This is a genomic window from Rhodococcus sp. IC4_135 (genome assembly GCF_011602025.1).
In the GTDB taxonomy this organism is placed as follows: Bacteria; Actinomycetota; Actinomycetes; order Mycobacteriales; family Mycobacteriaceae; genus Rhodococcus_F; species Rhodococcus_F baikonurensis.
The window spans coordinates 307,431-323,299 of sequence record NZ_JAAOLG010000005.1 but is presented as its reverse complement, the minus strand read 5'-3'; the positions used below and the strand labels follow the sequence as shown (position 1 = coordinate 323,299).

Genomic DNA, 15,869 nt, shown 5'->3' with positions numbered 1-15,869 from the left:
TCAGACGGGGGAGGCGGCAGCTGCAGCGGGGGCGGCGGATGTGGCGGCGGCGGTGGCGGATGCGGGGGATAACCGCGCCCGGGCGAGCAGAAGCGCTGCCGCCTCGGTAGTGATGCCACGTTCCTCACTCAAGGAATACACCTCGTCCAGAGTTCGACCGATCCCTCGGGTTCGTTCGACGACGTCGTCTTCGTTCCACCCCAGTACTTCTCGCCCGACGAGGTGAAAGGCTCCGCCTGCGTTCGCGACGAAATCAGGGGCACAGAGAACCCCGCGGCTTCGCAGAACCGCGCCCGCCGCAGCATCGGTCAAGATGTTGTTTGCTGCGCCCGCCACGGCCAGAGTCGGAATCGACGCAGCGGCAGCGGAATCGATGATGCCTCCCATCGCGCAGGGAGCGAAGAGATCACACGGTGTTCGGAGTACCTCGCCTACAGGAACGACCGTGTGCCCCGCGAGAGAAGCAGCCTCGAGGCGCTGCGGGTCCGTATCTGCAACCAGCAGGCGTGCCCCAGCCTGGGCTGCGAGACGTACAACATCCCCGCCGACGGCGCCGAGTCCCTGCACCAGTACCGTTCGGCCGTCGAGTGTTCCGAGTCCACGACGACGCGCCGTGGCCTTCATCGCTTCGAACACGCCCAGAGCCGTTGCGTGCGCGCTGGAACCGGCGCCACCGTTGTCGACCGAACGCCCGAAGACGTACTTGGTGGTTCGACTGAGCTGATCCATGTCCGAGGAGTTGGTGTTGACGTCAGGACCGGTCCAGTAGTTTCCCTCGAGCTTGTCGATGTTCTCCGCGTGAATGTCGAGGATACGAGTCCAAGTCGCCGAGTCGATCCGATTGCGCGGTGCGGGCAGTGCTATCACCGACTTCCCGCCACCCATCGGCAGGTCGGAGACCGCCATTTTCAATGTCATTGCGCCGGCGAGCTTCCCGGCGTCCGCCAGGGCGTGACCGATCGAGGGATAATGCGCGGCCCGCGTGCCACCTGACGCCGGTCCCAGTCGGGTGGAGTCGATTCGGATCACAAAGGTCGTGTCGGTCTCCCGATCATGTCGGGTGACGGTGAGTTCACCGTCCCAGCGCAGTTCGTCGTCGATGCTCATTGCAGATCCTCTCCTGGTTATGGGTCAACCGTGCGCGTGCAGTGGTGTTCCCGCGAGGGCGAGCATGGCCTCACCCAACGCTTCGCTCTGGCTGGGGTGTGCGTGGATGAAACGCCCCACTTCATCGGGAAGCGCTTCCCAGGCAACGGCCAACTGCGCCTCACCAATCAGCTCGCCAACCCGGTCGCCCACCAGGTGGACGCCGACGACGGGACCTTTGGTTCCGCTGCGAATCACTTTGATTCCCCCGGTAGTTCGCAGGATCTGGCTCTTACCGTTACCCGCCAGGTCGTAGACGACGGTGGAGATGTCGCCGTACTGCGTGCGCGCCGCAACTTCGCCGAGTCCGACTGATGCAACTTCGGGATGTGAGTACGTCACGCGAGGAATCAAGTGTTCGGCGACCGGTAGCGGATCCTTCCCGGCGATCTGTTCAGCCACAAAGATTCCTTGTTGGAAACCTCGGTGCGCCAACGCAAGACCGGGCACGATGTCGCCGACCGCGTACACACCGTCCACGGACGTACGGAGGCGTTCGTCGGTGACGACAAAACCCTTGTCGAGGCTGATTCCGTTTTCTTCGAAACCGTTACCGTCCGTGCGGGGTCCGCGGCCGACGGCGACCAACAGTAGGTCGGTATCGAATATCGTTCCGTCACCTAGTTCGATGCGGACCGAATCGGCTGCTTCTTTTGCGGAAACGATCTTTGTGTCTGTCTTACAGACGATTCCGCGTTTCCGGTAGGCCCGCTCCAGCTGCTTCGACGACCACGTGTCCTCGGCGGCGAGGAGTCGGGGGAGTGCCTCGACGATCGTGACTTCGGCGCCGAAGGAGCGCCACAGGCTCGCGAACTCGACACCGATGACACCGCCACCGAGCACTGTTGCGCTGCTGGGCACCCGGTCGAGTTCGAGCGCCTGGTCGCTGGTGAGGATCCGGCGGCCGAGCTCTATGCCGGGCAGTTCCCGCGGATACGAACCGGTGGCCAGAACGAGTGATGTTCCGGTATAGCGGGTTCCGTCGACGTCGATGCTTCGCCCACCGACGTACGTTCCGTATCCGTTGTCAATAGTGATCTTGTGTTGCGCCAACAAACCTTGCAGACCGCTGTACAGCCGCTCGACTGTCCCGTTCTTGTAGTCGTGCACCTGCGCGATGTCGATGCCGTCAAAAGATGCCCGGACTCCGAATTGCTCACTGGTGCGTGCCGAGTCGGCCACCTCGGCGGAATGCAGCAGCGCCTTGGTCGGGATGCATCCGCGGTGCAGGCACGTTCCGCCGACCTTGTCTGCCTCGACCAATGTGACCGACAATCCGAGTTGGGCGGCGCGGATGGCGCAAGCATAGCCGCCCGATCCGCCACCGAGGATCACGACATCACTGTGCCGTTTGCCGGCCGTCATCGAAGCCTTGGTCATCGAAGCCTTGGTCATCGGAGCCGTGGTCATCAGAGCCTTCCCAGGATGCGGATCGGGTTCTCGATGTAGTCACCGAACAGCCTCAGGAATCCGCCGGCTTCGCCGCCGTCACAGACGCGGTGGTCGAAGCTCAACGAGATCTGAGTGACCTTACGGACGGTCAACTCGCCGTTCACCACCCACGGCTTGTCGATGATGCGCCCGATCCCCAGAATTGCCGCCTCGGGGTGGTTGATGATCGGAGTCGATCCGTCAACCCCGAATACCCCGTAGTTGTTGAGTGTGAAGGTGCCGCCGGTCAGGCGGGCGGGTTCGAGTTTGCCGTCGCGGGCAAGGTCGGTGGTTACCCGAAGTGCTTGTGCGAGTTCGACAGTGCTCAGGGTGTCGGCATTGCGAATGACCGGCACCATCAATCCCTTCGGTGTCTGAGCGGCGATTCCGAGGTGGATGCGGGCGTGTCGAACTATCTCGCCTCGAGCCGTGTCGACCGACGAGTTCAGTTCGGGGTACTGCGCCAATGCGGCGGTGGTCAGCCGAGCCAGCAGCGCCATCAGGCTGATCTTGTCGGAATCGGGCAGTGACTTGTTGATCTCGGCTCGCGCCGCCAACAGTTCGGTGGCGTCGACGTCGACCCAGGTTGTCGCGTCGGGAATCTCGCGGCGGCTGGTGGACAGCTTGTCGGCCACCACCTTGCGTAGCCCCTTGATCGGGATCCGCTGGTCGCCCACATGCGACGTTTCCGTTTCCGTAACGGTGTTCGACCCGGCCTCGACATCAGCGCGCGTGATCACCCCGCCGGCGCCCGAACCGGAAATCGTGGTTAGGTCGATATCGTTGTCAAAGGCCAGTTTACGAATGATTGGTGAGATCACGCGTACCGACGAAGAAGTCCGACGTCGGCGTCTCGGTGCATCCTCACTGGTGCCGTAGCCGATCAGGACGTTACCCGAACCGGCACGTTCTTCTTCGCGGTATCGCTCGTGGTTAGCCGAGACGACCGCGTCGACACTGTCGCCACCACTCACAGTGATCAGCGGCGTACCCACCTTCACGGTGTCACCGTCTTTGCCGTGGAGTTCGATCACGGTCCCGGCGAACGGGATGGGCACATCCACAGCAGCTTTCGCAGTCTCGACCTCGACGACGATCTGATCGATGGTGACCACGTCGCCTACCTTGACGTGCCACTCCGCGATGTCGGCCTCGGCCAGTCCTTCACCCAGGTCGGGGAGCATGAATACCTGATTGCTCATGCCGTCACCGCCCAACGGGTGTCGGGAGTGTCGTTCCACTGCAGACGATCGACGGCATCGAGGACACGGTCGACGCTGGGCAGGTGGTGACGCTCGAGCTTCGGCGCAGGGTAGGGGATGTCGAATCCGCTGACCCGGAGCACCGGGGCGTGGAGATGGTGGAAGCACCGCTCCTGCACGCGGGCAGCAATTTCCGCACCCACGCCGGCAAAACCTTGCGCCTCCTGGATGACGATGCAGCGTCCGGTCTTTCGCACCGATGCAGTGACCGTCTCGTCGTCGAACGGCACTATCGAGCGGATGTCGATCACCTCGATGTCGCAGCCCTCGGCCGCAGCGGCCTCGGCCGACTTCAGTGCAACCTCCACGGACGGGCCGTAGGCAATGAGCGTCGCGTCACGACCGGGGCGCCGGACGACCGCACGACCGATCGGCTCACGTGCGGTCAGTTCGACATCGGCACGGGAGAAATACAGCTTTTTGGGTTCGAGGAAGATCACCGGGTCGGGGTCCTCGATCGCCGAACGTAGCAGCGAGTACGCATCTTCCACCGTGGACGGCGCCACGACCTTCAGTCCGGGCGTGTGTGCGTAGTAGCCCTCACTGGAATCACAGTGATGCTCCACCCCGCCGATACCACCGGCAAAAGGAACACGGATGACGATCGGAATCGACAGTGCGCCCTTCGTGCGGTTGCGGATCTTTGCGACGTGGGAGGCGATCTGCTCGAATGCCGGATAGGCAAACGCGTCGAACTGCATTTCCACGACCGGACGAAAACCGGCCATGGCCATACCGATTGCGAATCCGATGATGCCGGACTCGGCGAGGGGAGTGTCGAAGCACCGGTCGTCACCGAAGTCGCGGGTGAGGCCGTCGGTGACGCGGAAGACGCCGCCGAGGGTACCGACGTCCTCACCGAAGACGACGACGTTGTCGTCGGCGGCCAACGAGTCCCGTAGTGCGGTGTTGAGGGCTTGAGCCATCGTGAGCATGGGCATGGTCAGTTTCCCCCTGTGTCAGCGGCTTCGGCGGCGAGTTCGGTCTCGAGTTGCGCCTGTTGCTCACGCAATTGCGGTGTCTGCTCGGCGAAGACGTACCGGAACAGATCGAGCGGATCGTGCGGGCGGTCGACGTTCATGCCGGCGCGCAGTGTGGCGGCCTCGGCCTCGGCCTCTGCGGTCAGTGATTCCACGAACGCGTCGTCGATCAGATCGTGTGCGCGCAGATACTTTTCGAGTCGCGGCAACGGGTCTCGGCCGAGCCACGTTTCCACCTCCGCGCTGTCGCGGTAGCGGGTGGCGTCGTCGGCGTTGGTGTGGGCGTCGATGCGATAGGTGTGTGCTTCGACGATCACCGGTCCGTTTCCGCTCCGAACGAAGCGCGCCGCCTCGTCCATGACGGCCATCATCGCAACAGGATCGTTGCCGTCTACCTGCTCGCTCCCGATCCCGTAGCCGACGCCCTTGTGCGCCAACGTCGGTGCTGCGCTTTGACGTGACAACGGGACGCTGATCGCAAATCCGTTGTTCTGCACCAGGAAGATCACCGGCGCCTTGAAGACGGCGGCGAAGTTCAGCGCTTCGTGGAAGTCACCCTCACTGGTGGCCCCGTCACCGCAGAGCGCGAGCGCGACGGTGTTCAGGCCCCGTCGGGACTCCCCGTACGCCACTCCCGCTGCGTGCAGCAACTGCGTCGCCAGCGGGGTGCACTGCGGCGCACTGCGTAGTGCTACCGGGTCGTATCCGCAATGCCAGTCGCCGGCAAGCATGCTCAGAATCTGCACCGGATCGACGCCTCTGGCGGCCAACGCCATCGAATCCCGATAGGTGGGGAAGAGCCAGTCACTCGGCTCCAGACTCATCGCTGCCGCGATCTGACATGCCTCCTGCCCTCGCGAGGACGGATACACGGCCAGGCGCCCCTGTTTGGTGAGCGCCGTCGCCTGCTGGTCGAAGCGTCTGCCCAGGAACATCTTTCGATACATGTCGATCAGGCGATCGTCGCTCGGTTTTGCGTAGCGTGCCTCGCTGCGCGTCAGTTCTCCCGCAGGGTCGAGGTACTGCACCGCGGAATCGGCCGGCAGGAACTTTTGATACCGCAGTTCCCCCAAGGGCTCGACAAGAGTCACTTCTACCTCCAGAAGACGTTGTGTCCATCAGTATTCGCACTTCGTCGACGTAATGGCAGAAGATGTCGAAGATTCAAGACGAACGGCCTATCATGAGGATTCGGGCAGCAATATGTCCATCAACCGACTCGACTACCGAAGCAGGAATGGACAGATGGCCACCGAACCGCACGCTCTCGATGCGATCGACCGCCGCATCATCGCCGAACTGGTCGCAGACAGTCGCATCTCCATGCGTGCACTGGCCGAGAAGGCGCACATATCTCGCGCCCACGCCTACGTCCGCATCGAAAGGCTCGAGGACGCCGGAATCATCACCGGATTCACGACGCGGATCGCCCATGAGAAGGCCGGACTCGGCTCCTCGGCGTACGTGGCGCTCTCGATCAGGCAGCACTCGTGGCGAGGTCTGGCTGCGTCGTTGAATGCACTGCCGTTTGTCGAGCACTTCTCCCTCCTCGGCGGCGACTTCGACGTTCTGGTGCTGGTTCGCGCCCCGGACAACCAGGAACTACGCCACACCGTGCTCGAAGAACTCCAGGGACTCGACGGGGTTCTCTCGACCAAAACGTGGCTGATCTTCGAGGAAGGCAACGGTCCGGGACCCAACTGGCTGCCCGGCTGATCCGTCTATAGTCGCCGTTAGCAGTTGCACACGGGAGGTGACTCGAATGACCCTGTACGGCCTGGGAATCGGTTGGCGTCCCGAGGTCTCCGGAATCATCGCGCAGCTGGACGGCCTGGCATTCTGCGAAGTCATTGCCGAATCCATCGGAAATGAGATACCGCCGCACCTCGGCTCGCTGGGAGTTCCGGTGATCCCGCACGGAATCTCGCTCTCCCTTGGCGGGGCCGAGGCGGTAGATCAGGCACGGATCGATCACCTTGCGCATGCAGCCCAGATACTGGACGCCCCCTTGGCGAGTGAGCACATTGCATTCGTGCGGGCGGGCGGCATAGAGGCCGGGCACCTGCTCCCACTGCCACGCACCTACGAAGCGATCGATGTCTTGGCACGCAACATCACTCGCACTCAGGACGGTCTACCGGTGCCGTTTGCCGTCGAAAACGTTGCCGCCCTTTTCGACTGGCCCGACGACGAGTTGACCGAAGGGGAGTTTCTCTCGGAGATCGTCGAACGCACCGGGGCTCTGCTGGTTCTCGACATCGCGAACGTCTACGCCAATGCTCTCAACCGAGGGCGTGATCCCTGGGCCGAGCTGAGCCGGCTACCACTCGAGCGAATCGCGTACTGCCACATCGCCGGTGGCAGTATCAGCGACGGCAAATACCACGACACGCATACCGATCCGGTGCCCGAAGCCGTGCTGGAACTTCTTGCGCAATTCACCGCCGCCGGTCACCATCCCGCGATCATGCTCGAGCGCGACGGAAACTATCCGCCGGCACTGGAATTGCTCGACGAGCTCGATGCCATCGCCGATGCAGCGGGTCTGGATCGCATCACCGCGGGCACCGATTGGTCACGCACATGAGCACGCTCGGTGAGCGTCAAGAGGCGCTGATTCGCGCACTTGTGGCGGGTGGCGAACTACCCGAAGGCTTCGACACAGACGATGCCGCCGTTGTCTCGGCGGCACTGCTCCGAAAGCGCGCAGGAGAAGTGGCGCACCACCTTCCGGTGGTGCGCCACACTCTCGGCGATCGGTATCTTCAGTTGTTCACAGCGTGGGCAGACGGACGGCCGAAGACGACTTCACACGCGGATGCCCAGGCCTTTGTCGCCCATCTCCAGGACATCGGCGAACTGCCGCGCCCGCCCTGGCATCAGAGGTTTCGAAGGCTCTTACGCAAATGAGACAACGGCTTCGCTGGTGTACATGAGGAACGTCATCGATTCCTGGAAATACAGCTCGACGGAGTTCGCATCGTGCGAGAGGTAACCGATGGACAGGTCCTGGCCCAGATGCAGTTCGTAGTCACCACCACGCGTCGACAGCAGGAAAGCGCCGTCGATGGCCGGGGCCCAGATGATCTCGCCGTCGAGGACGCGTCGCAGGTGCTCGCGGATCGGGTAGCCGTGATCGGAGGTCTCGTTGATCGCGGTGAACGCGTCGGCGTTCAGGAGCAGTGAGTACGGTCCGTTGACACCGGCCAGTCGCAGCGACGTGATCGCCTGGCTGATGGCTTCCGGGTAGTCCTTGGCGTCGACGGGGAGCTTCAGTTCCGGGTTGGAACCGCTGGCCCGCACGCCGGTGATGCTGGCTGCGGGGTATCCCTCGAAGATGGCGCGGTCCTCGGCGAACGCGATCTGCTTGGCCGCGTCCTTGACGGGCTGCCAGTCGGAGTCCTTCGCGCCGCGTTCGACGTCGTCGATGGCCTGACGGCTGACGGTGAAGGGGACCCGCAGTTCGATGATCGGCTGCGACTGGCGAGCGTGTGCGATGACGCCGTCGGCCAAGGGATTGATCGGCACCTGATGCCCGAGCGGGATGGCCGCGAGATCGTCACCCGACGGTCCCTCCACATCCACGACACGACGACCGGCGACGTGACGCTTGAAGGTGCGGCTGGCCTCTTCTTCGATCTCGGCCCAGGCTGCTGCCGAAATGGGTGCTAGGTCGCGGTGCAGGTTTGTCATTGCTGGGCACTCCTTTTGAGGCTGCCGATTCCGAGAGAACCGTCAGAGTTGGGCGCTGTGAACGTCGCTTCGGGAACGAGCCTGGTCGGCAGGTCCGGGGGATCGTCGAGAAAGTCCGCCGTCGGAACGAAGAAATTGATTCCGGTGACGGCCGTCGAGAAATCGAGAATGCGGTCGTAGTTGCCGACGGGATTCCCGATGAACATGTTGGTGAGCATCTGCTCGGTCACCGTCGGCGACGCCGAGTAACCGATGAAGTAGGTTCCCATTTCAGCGGAGCCGACGTGGCCGAACGGCATGTTGTCGCGCAGGATCTGGATCTGCTCACCGGATTCGTCCTCGATGACGGTGAGTGCGGTGTGCGAGTTGGCCGGTTTGGTGTCGTCGTCCATCTCGAGGTCTTCGAGCTTGGAGCGCCCGATCACGTTCTCCTGCTCCTCGACGGGCAGGGAATTCCACTCCGACATGTCGTGGAGGTACTTCTGGACGATGACATAACTGCTGCCCGCGAAGTCCGGATCCTCGTCACCGACGGTGACCGCAACGTATGCGGCCTGCCCGGACGGGTTCTCGGTGCCGTCGACAAAACCCATGAGGTCGCGTTGCTCGAAGTACTTGAACCCGTGGACCTCGTCGATCACCGACGCGGCGCCGGCCAACCTGTTGGTCACGACCGTGGCGAACTCGAAGCACAGGTCCATCTGACGGGCCCGGATGTGGAACAACAGATCGCCCGGTGTGCGGGGAGCGTGGTGTTTGTCACCGGTCAACTCGATGAACGGGTGCAATTCCGCCGGGCGCGGTCCGTCGAAAAGCCGGTCCCATGCGTCCGAACCGATGCCGACGACGGCAGCCAAGCCACCTGCGGGAACCCGGAATCCGATCGAGCGCTGCAGCCCGGAAATATCCGCCAGAACGTCGTGAACTGCCTGCTCACCACCCTCGTCGATGGTGAAAACCAGGAAGATCGCAGCTTCCGTGAGCGGGGTCAGCAACGGCTGCGGTATCGCGGGAAGGGCCACCTCGGCCTCGTCGATCTCACTCGTTTCCGCCATGCAGACCAGTATGGACGATTCCGGCAGTCCCGGCATCAGTAGTGGGTAAGTCGCGTCAGGGTGTCGCGTTACGGGGTTGCCGCCTGGGCGCCCGCGTCGAAGCCGGCCGGAATCTCGAAGATCTTTCCGTCGAATCCGGCGCGGTAGAGATGCCCGGCCGCGAAACCGGAATTGCCACGCCCGTAGGTCAACACGCTCGACGCTTGCAGTCCGCTGGTGAGCGAGCAGTACTGGCCGGGCCCGTCGATCCGCCACACCTCACCACTGATGTCCGTGGGGACAATCGCGCGATCGCGCGAATCCAAGGTCAAACCATCTGGGGCAGAGAAGGTTTCGAAACCGCCGAGATCGACCAACGATTCCGAATACCCCGGATTGTCCACGGAGATGCGGCTGACGCCCGGGTTTGCGAACGTGCGCGACACGTAGAGCCAGCGATTATCGGCACTCAGGGCGGCGCCGTTTGCACTCGGGAAGGTTGCCCACGCCGGGTCGACGGCACCGCCTGGGCTGACCTTTCCGATCAGCGAACCGAAATCGTTGGTGGCATAAATCGTTCCGTCGTGCGCGACGGCGAGGCCGTTTGCAGCGCTCAGACCACCGGCTATAGGCGTCACGGCACCGGAGTTCACGTCCACCCGAGCGACCGACGCAGCCCGCGTCAGATCGCCGATCAGCACGCCGGCGTTTGCTCCGGTTCCCACCAGCAGTGAACCGTCCGGGCTCCACGCCAGCGCGCCCGCACCGCCGGGGACCGTCGCGATCGGAACTGCAGCCTGACCAGGCGCGTCGACGCGGAAGATTCGCCCACTCACCAGGTCTGTCGTGTACAGGCGCCCCTGCCCGTCCACCGTGACACCCTCGAGAGCTGCGCCCGGAATCTGGGCGCTGAGGACGGCGGGGGACGATCCGGGGCAGGGCGCCACGGCGGCGGCACCGGACACACCCAGAGCCAGAAGCGAACCGGCAACAAGAGCACCGGTGACACCTACCCGAATACTGCGATCGAAGATCCTGGTGCGCATCTGCGCAACGCTAGACCTTCTGCCCGATTTCGCCTAGAGAGACCGAAGGAAAGAGATCAAAAGTTCATTGACCTCGGCAGCACGTTCCTGTTGGACGAAGTGCCCCGCGCCACTGAGGAGGTGCACACCCCGCAGGTCGGGGACGGTGTCCTTCATCCGTTCCAGTGCCTTGGGGCCGCTCATCGCGATGACCGGATCTTCGGCTCCCGCGACGAAGAGCGTCGGGACGTCGATGTGCGCGCCGTCCAGATCGGCACTGCGTTCCCAGTTGGCGTCGTACGCCCGGTACCAGTTCAAGCCACCTGTGAAACCTGTTGCCGTAAAGGCCTTTACATAGACGTCCAGATTGTCCTCGGTGAGCCACGACCACGGCAATGCAGGCGCCTCGGGAAGTACGTCGAGGTAGCCGTTTCCTTCGGACGGATTCTTCCAGACGTCGAGGTACCGGTAAGCCCCGGACAAGGCATGGAAGAGCCGTTGAAGGAATTCACGTGGACGGGCGTCGAGTTCGCGCTCCGCGACACCCGGTTCCTGGAAATAGTGAATGTGCAGAAAGTGCTTGCGCGCCATGCCGGCGTAGATCGTCGACGGCTTGGCCGGGAACCTGTCGGGCGCATAGGGGACCGCCAACGAGACCAGTCCCGCAACACGATCGGGGTGGCGCAGAGCGGTGGTCCACGCGACCGGCGCGCCGAAATCGTGACCGACGAATACCGCCTTGTCGATTCCGAGAGCATCGAGTAGGTCGATCAGCCGGTTCGCGACGGCATCGTTGGTGTAGTTCTCGATCGCGTCGGGGCGGGTAGTGCCGCCGTAACCGGGCATGTCGAGCGCAATCGCTCGGAAGCCGGCTTCCGCCAACGCTGCCGACTGATGGCGATAGCTGTATCCGAGGCCGGGAAAGCCGTGGCACATAACCACGGCTGTCCCAGAACCGGAATCGTCGATCTGCCAACGGAATCCGTCGACGTCGATCGTCTTCACCGTCATATCAGGCGGTGATCATGTCTTCCTGGTTCCAGAATGCGCGCATCGACAGGATCTTGCCGTCGTCGTCGAAAGTCATGACGTCGATGGGTGCGATGGTCAGCGTCTGCTCGCCGAGCTTGGTGATCAGCGAGAAGTGGAATGCCGCTTCGTTTCCGGCGATGCGGAGGGTGTGAAGGTGAGCTTCCTGGTCGAAGTTCTCGATCACGGAGTAGAACTCGAGAATGGACTCGCGAGTGGTGCGCACGTCGGTGCCAACCGGGTCTTCGACCGTTGCACCCTCGGCGTACAGGGCCACAACCTGGGCGGCAGTGCCCGTGGCAACTGTCTCGATGTAGGCGTCGACGGTCTTGCGGATTACCTCTGCGGACGGTGCCATGGTCTACCCCTCGTAGTTAGAACAGGTTCTAATTCTGAGGATAACCTACGTCTCTGATCCACGGGTCAGGTTTCGAGCACCTTGCGCAGGCGGGCCTTCTTCCGGTTCTCCCGCACGATCCAGACGACATCGGCGTCGTCCGACGCCTCCAGGGAGACGAATGCCGACAGTGCATTCTTCGGGTCCGCTGCGACCGCGACGCTCCAGCAGTATCCGAGCGCCTGCCGAAGAGTGCGTGTGTCGGGATCTCGACGGGCATCAGCCGGTTGCGAGACAATCCATTCGGTAGCGTCTCGGCACACCTGAACTGCCAGCGCAGCGTTGGTCTTGTCCTTCAGCAACCGCGGCTCGCAGATCCCGGCGGCTGCTGCGCGCAGCGTCAATGGATGGGCGGAACGTGCCCACTGCTCGATGATCGCCCGCAACAATTCCGGATCCGTGTCACCTATCGCCTGAACAGCCATCGCGGCAGCTTCACGTGCACGCCACGAAGCACTGGTGGTCGCCTCCGTCAGACTGTCCAGAACAGCCTCGTCGCGCGAACGAACAAGGATGAACCCGAGCCCGACGATCCCACAGCAGCGGATGTATTCGTCTTCGGACTCCACCGCCTGCAGGATGTCGTCACTGTCGGCGCCGCGCGCGAACTCGAGCATGAGCGCGAGGTTCGCGCGCGGGCCGGGCAATCCTGAACGCTCCTGCAGATAACTCCACAGTTCGTCACCGTCAAGATCCGCGAACGTCATGGGAGTCCTTTCGTCGGTACGCCCAATCCTGTCATCGCGGATCTACACGCGCAGCATTTCCGATCAGTGAGCCGGTAGGAGGGACGTCTCCTGCGCCGCGCCGTCTTCTGCCCCGATCTGGACGATGTTTCGCGGCAGGAACACAGCCGCGATCGCGCCGAAACGCCAGTTCCACCGATGTATTCCGCGAAATGATCACTGAGTCAGGCGATCACATGCTTAGGGCGACAGTCGGTCAGCGCGAGCAGTTCGCTCAGGCATTCAGCCTCCCGATCGACAACGCAGCGAACACCGCCTACAGCGATCCAGTAGAAGATCTTTTGGAAACCGGAACCGAGGATGCGGTATGAGCAACGCCAAGGACCGGATACGCGGAAGCGCTGAGCGCGCAAAACCCAGCCATCACTGGGATCGTCGAAACCGCCATCACTTCAGCCGAATTCAATGACACTCCCACTGTGCGCCGACTCGCCTGGACCCTGGCGAGCACCATCGGAGCCGCTCACGGCGCCGCTGCACTGCGTGAAGACGTCGACATCACCTCTCGCATCGAGAACCTCGTCGCAGCGCACTGCACGGCACATTCGGTTGACCGCATTTCATGCCAGAACGCTAAAACCACAATGGAATTCGGGGGACCGTCGATCATGCACACGATGCGATCAGGCTACGGCGCACCTGAACCCGAATCCGTTACGTAAGCATTAGCCCGGGTCGAAAACTTCATCACCCACCACTAAGCTCGCGGGGACCTCGTCTTCCAGAAACGCGTCGAAGCGGCCCGCATCACCGAAAACCTACTCGCCGAACTCCACAGCGAAGCAGTCACCATCTTCAAAGCGCTCAAAGGATGCGCGATGCGCATCACGACGACTCCCTCTTGCGTCGTCGATGAGGACAAGAAATATGTCTTCGCTGCGAGACCTACGCCGACGCGCAGGCTCTTCCATCTTACTGCGATCGTCGAGCTCGACGGAGCGATCTGCTTCACCCGGGGTGCATCAGGTAGACCAGAGAGTGTGGGTCTGTCGTCGTGAGGGTTTCGCCGATCAGGATTTTCGGGGGTGCGCCGGGAACTTATGTGCGTGTTACTGCCATCTCCCAATGTCGGCTCACACGTATAAGTTCACGAGGTGCGCAACCAGAAGATGAAGTTTTCCGGCGTTTCGCGTCTGGCAGCGGGAACATATTCGAGATCCCCATATCGAGGACTTGAACGACCTGGTCGATGACATCCGCGACACATACAGCGAGTTCGTCCCGTATGTGTCGCCTGAGTTCGGCGGCCGGCGTGCAAGAGTCCTATTTTTGCTGGCTTCTCCAGGGATCATGACCAACGACGAGGACGATAATGCGGGGTCTGGATTCCTCTCTGTCGAGAACACGGATGTCGCGGCTCGGCGGCTCGCCGAGGCGATGGAAGAAGCCGGATTAGGCGCTGATGACTGTGTCGGCTGGAACGTGTGCCCTTGGTACGTGAAAGGGCTATCCACGATGAAGGTCGCGGAACGTCGACCGTACCTGTTGAGAGGGAGTCAGTTTCTTACCGCTTTGATTGTCCGACTGCCCGAATTGCGGGTTGTCTTCACCTTCGGTGAGGATGCTTCCGAGGCTTGGGACTTGTTCGCGGCGACGTTCAAGGGCACAGCGGCGCACTGGAGAAATTTCATCATCGCAGTACCGGACCAAGTGGCTATCGAGGGAGTATCGAACAGCACGAGGTATGGAGTCGTGAACTCGCCGAAAAGATGAGGGAAGTCAAAGCCGCTGCCTCTGGTCCAGATCGAATCGAGTGGTGACCTGTCCTGTTGAGGTCGAATCGTCTACCGATGTATCGATCTTCTGAGAGACCTAAAAACAGCCCCTATGCAGCAACCACGGCAATGAAACACCGGTTGTGCTGGCAGTAAAAAGTCGGGGAGGTAAGGGAACAATCTCGCCTACAGCAGCTCGTCTGCCAGGCCCAGAGATGGAACCAATGTTGCGATGTCGACGATCTCGATATGCGCAGCCAGCCCACCGGTGAACTCGGCGACGGTGAACTGCTCGGCGGGTCCGAACTTCTCTTCGAATCGGCGTCGAGTGTGAGGCGAAGAGCGGCCCAAGGCCCACTCTGCGGTTGATCGTGAGGTCACCAAGAACTTCTTCGGAAGCGGCCCGACGACGAACATCTGCGCACGCCGTTCAGTGGGATCCAACGCAAGATGAACTAGATCAGCAAACACACCTCGCTTGCGCATGGTGTCGGCGCCCTTCCACTGCGAGACCTTGAACTCTGCGATGCGCCGATCGGTTTCGACATCAAAAGGCCTGCTGGGGTCGTTGCCGGCGCCGAGTGATGGCCTGGCCGTGACGGTCTCGCCAGGTTCGAGGATCAGTGGCAGACATCGCGCAATGACGGTGGCATGAATGACGTCGTTGAGCCGTCCGACATGCTGACGAACGGCGAGGGCTGCGTCGAGAAGATCCTCGCTGAAGTGAAAAAGTTCGACGGTGTCAGCGCACCCGATCGTGTCCGAGCCGGCGAATGCCGACTCAGCGGAGGACAGGTGCTCGGTGAGCTGATTCGTGGTGAGGAAATCCAGCAGAGTGGAGAACGATGCCGACAGATGCGTGTAGTCCGCCTGCGACACACTGGGGTCAGTGTCTGTTTCGGTGTGCTGCTCGCCGATCCTGGTTTGGTAGACACTGGTGGTGAAGCCGATTCTGCGGAGACGCGCCAGGGCTGCATGAGAGGTGAAGCTGGACCGGGGGAGGTCGCTGATCAGCTGGTATGCCTGCTTTGGGGGATAACGGACGCCGGCGATGTCGGCCCAGTGTTCTCGGATCGGTTCGGGTACAGCCTGACTGACGACCTTTATTGCAGACTCAAGGGTTTGTTGGGCCCCAGGCTCCCGTTTTTCCATCACAGCGATGAGTCAAGCAGGCCATTGTGTAGCTGTTGCGGGGCGGGTCATCCCATCTGCGGAAGGGGGCTCGGCTTCCGATCTTGCTTGAGCCCAAAGAGGTCGGGTGCAAGCTCCGGCGTAACAGTGGTGAGAGTGATCCGACCGATGTCGAAGCTGCCGCACACGCTGTCCTCGCTCGCAACCAACTCGCCGCACCCACACGCGCGACGGGCATTGGAGTCTCTACCTCCCGAGAACGCCGTCCAATGATCAACCA

18 protein-coding genes are annotated in these 15,869 nt (G+C 62.2%); 6 read left to right on the top strand and 12 right to left on the bottom strand.

Annotated elements, in window-relative coordinates:
• From G8767_RS13450 to pdhA, 5 genes are read right to left on the bottom strand one after another with little or no spacing between them, the layout of a single operon-like run.
• Positions 1-1,107: a Glu/Leu/Phe/Val dehydrogenase gene (locus G8767_RS13450; RefSeq protein ID WP_166810434.1), complete on the bottom strand. Its 1,107-nt coding sequence runs from the start codon at positions 1,105-1,107 to the stop codon at positions 1-3.
• A gap of 24 nt (positions 1,108-1,131) precedes the next feature.
• Positions 1,132-2,541, bottom strand: coding sequence for a dihydrolipoyl dehydrogenase (gene lpdA / locus G8767_RS13445; protein WP_206029332.1), 1,410 nt, complete (start codon positions 2,539-2,541; stop codon positions 1,132-1,134).
• Positions 2,542-2,555: 14 nt separating this feature from the next.
• On the bottom strand, positions 2,556-3,779 hold the full coding sequence (locus G8767_RS13440; RefSeq protein WP_166810433.1) for a dihydrolipoamide acetyltransferase family protein: 1,224 nt from the start codon (positions 3,777-3,779) through the stop codon (positions 2,556-2,558).
• A complete protein-coding gene (locus G8767_RS13435) occupies positions 3,776-4,780 on the bottom strand; it encodes an alpha-ketoacid dehydrogenase subunit beta (RefSeq protein WP_166810432.1) in 1,005 nt (334 codons plus the stop codon). Before G8767_RS13435 ends, G8767_RS13440 begins: the two co-directional genes overlap by 4 nt.
• A 2-nt stretch (positions 4,781-4,782) precedes the next feature.
• Positions 4,783-5,910 (bottom strand): pyruvate dehydrogenase (acetyl-transferring) E1 component subunit alpha, encoded by a 1,128-nt coding sequence (gene pdhA / locus G8767_RS13430; RefSeq protein ID WP_166810431.1) that lies wholly within the window; start codon positions 5,908-5,910, stop codon positions 4,783-4,785.
• Between the two features lie 154 nt (positions 5,911-6,064).
• On the opposite strand from pdhA, the gene G8767_RS13425 reads away from it, so the two are divergent.
• Genes G8767_RS13425 through G8767_RS13415 form a run of 3 tightly spaced genes read left to right on the top strand, consistent with a single transcriptional unit; the run spans position 6,065 to position 7,729 of the window.
• A complete protein-coding gene (locus G8767_RS13425; RefSeq protein ID WP_166810430.1) occupies positions 6,065-6,535 on the top strand; it encodes an Lrp/AsnC family transcriptional regulator in 471 nt (156 codons plus the stop codon).
• 46 nt (positions 6,536-6,581) lie between these two features.
• Positions 6,582-7,406, top strand: coding sequence for a DUF692 domain-containing protein (locus tag G8767_RS13420; protein WP_166810429.1), 825 nt, complete (start codon positions 6,582-6,584; stop codon positions 7,404-7,406).
• Entirely contained in the window at positions 7,403-7,729 is a 327-nt protein-coding gene (locus tag G8767_RS13415; protein WP_166810428.1) for a hypothetical protein, read from the top strand. Before G8767_RS13420 ends, G8767_RS13415 begins: the two co-directional genes overlap by 4 nt.
• Here G8767_RS13415 and G8767_RS13410 read toward each other — a convergent pair.
• From G8767_RS13410 to G8767_RS13385, 6 genes are all read right to left on the bottom strand, one after another.
• Positions 7,718-8,512 carry a family 1 encapsulin nanocompartment shell protein gene (locus G8767_RS13410; RefSeq protein ID WP_166810427.1) on the bottom strand — a complete coding sequence of 265 codons (795 nt, stop codon included), beginning with the start codon at positions 8,510-8,512 and terminating at the stop codon, positions 7,718-7,720. The genes G8767_RS13415 and G8767_RS13410 overlap by 12 nt on opposite strands.
• Entirely contained in the window at positions 8,509-9,567 is a 1,059-nt protein-coding gene (locus G8767_RS13405) for a Dyp-type peroxidase (RefSeq protein ID WP_166810426.1), read from the bottom strand. Before G8767_RS13405 ends, G8767_RS13410 begins: the two co-directional genes overlap by 4 nt.
• Before the next feature lie 68 nt (positions 9,568-9,635).
• On the bottom strand, positions 9,636-10,592 hold the full coding sequence (locus tag G8767_RS13400) for an SMP-30/gluconolactonase/LRE family protein (RefSeq protein ID WP_166810425.1): 957 nt from the start codon (positions 10,590-10,592) through the stop codon (positions 9,636-9,638).
• Between the two features lie 33 nt (positions 10,593-10,625).
• On the bottom strand, positions 10,626-11,582 hold the full coding sequence (locus G8767_RS13395) for an alpha/beta hydrolase (protein ID WP_166810424.1): 957 nt from the start codon (positions 11,580-11,582) through the stop codon (positions 10,626-10,628).
• A 1-nt stretch (position 11,583) separates the two neighbouring features.
• Entirely contained in the window at positions 11,584-11,958 is a 375-nt protein-coding gene (locus tag G8767_RS13390) for a nuclear transport factor 2 family protein (RefSeq protein ID WP_095973457.1), read from the bottom strand.
• Positions 11,959-12,023: 65 nt separating this feature from the next.
• On the bottom strand, positions 12,024-12,704 hold the full coding sequence (locus G8767_RS13385; protein WP_166810423.1) for a HEAT repeat domain-containing protein: 681 nt from the start codon (positions 12,702-12,704) through the stop codon (positions 12,024-12,026).
• 215 nt (positions 12,705-12,919) lie between these two features.
• Here G8767_RS13385 and G8767_RS36310 point away from each other — a divergent pair, with 215 nt between their 5' ends.
• From G8767_RS36310 to G8767_RS13375, 3 genes are all read left to right on the top strand, one after another.
• Entirely contained in the window at positions 12,920-13,054 is a 135-nt protein-coding gene (locus tag G8767_RS36310; RefSeq protein ID WP_277346880.1) for a hypothetical protein, read from the top strand.
• Between the two features lie 108 nt (positions 13,055-13,162).
• Positions 13,163-13,405: a hypothetical protein gene (locus tag G8767_RS13380; RefSeq protein WP_166810422.1), complete on the top strand. Its 243-nt coding sequence runs from the start codon at positions 13,163-13,165 to the stop codon at positions 13,403-13,405.
• Positions 13,406-13,916: 511 nt separating this feature from the next.
• The gene (locus G8767_RS13375; protein ID WP_166810421.1) at positions 13,917-14,456 is read left to right on the top strand and encodes a uracil-DNA glycosylase; all 540 of its coding nucleotides are present in this window, start codon (positions 13,917-13,919) and stop codon (positions 14,454-14,456) included.
• 188 nt (positions 14,457-14,644) lie between these two features.
• Here the strand turns inward: G8767_RS13375 and G8767_RS13370 are convergent, their stop codons facing one another.
• Complete coding sequence (locus tag G8767_RS13370) at positions 14,645-15,337, bottom strand: PE-PGRS family protein (RefSeq protein WP_166810420.1); 693 nt, start codon at positions 15,335-15,337, stop codon at positions 14,645-14,647.
• Positions 15,338-15,869: the final 532 nt, after the last annotated feature.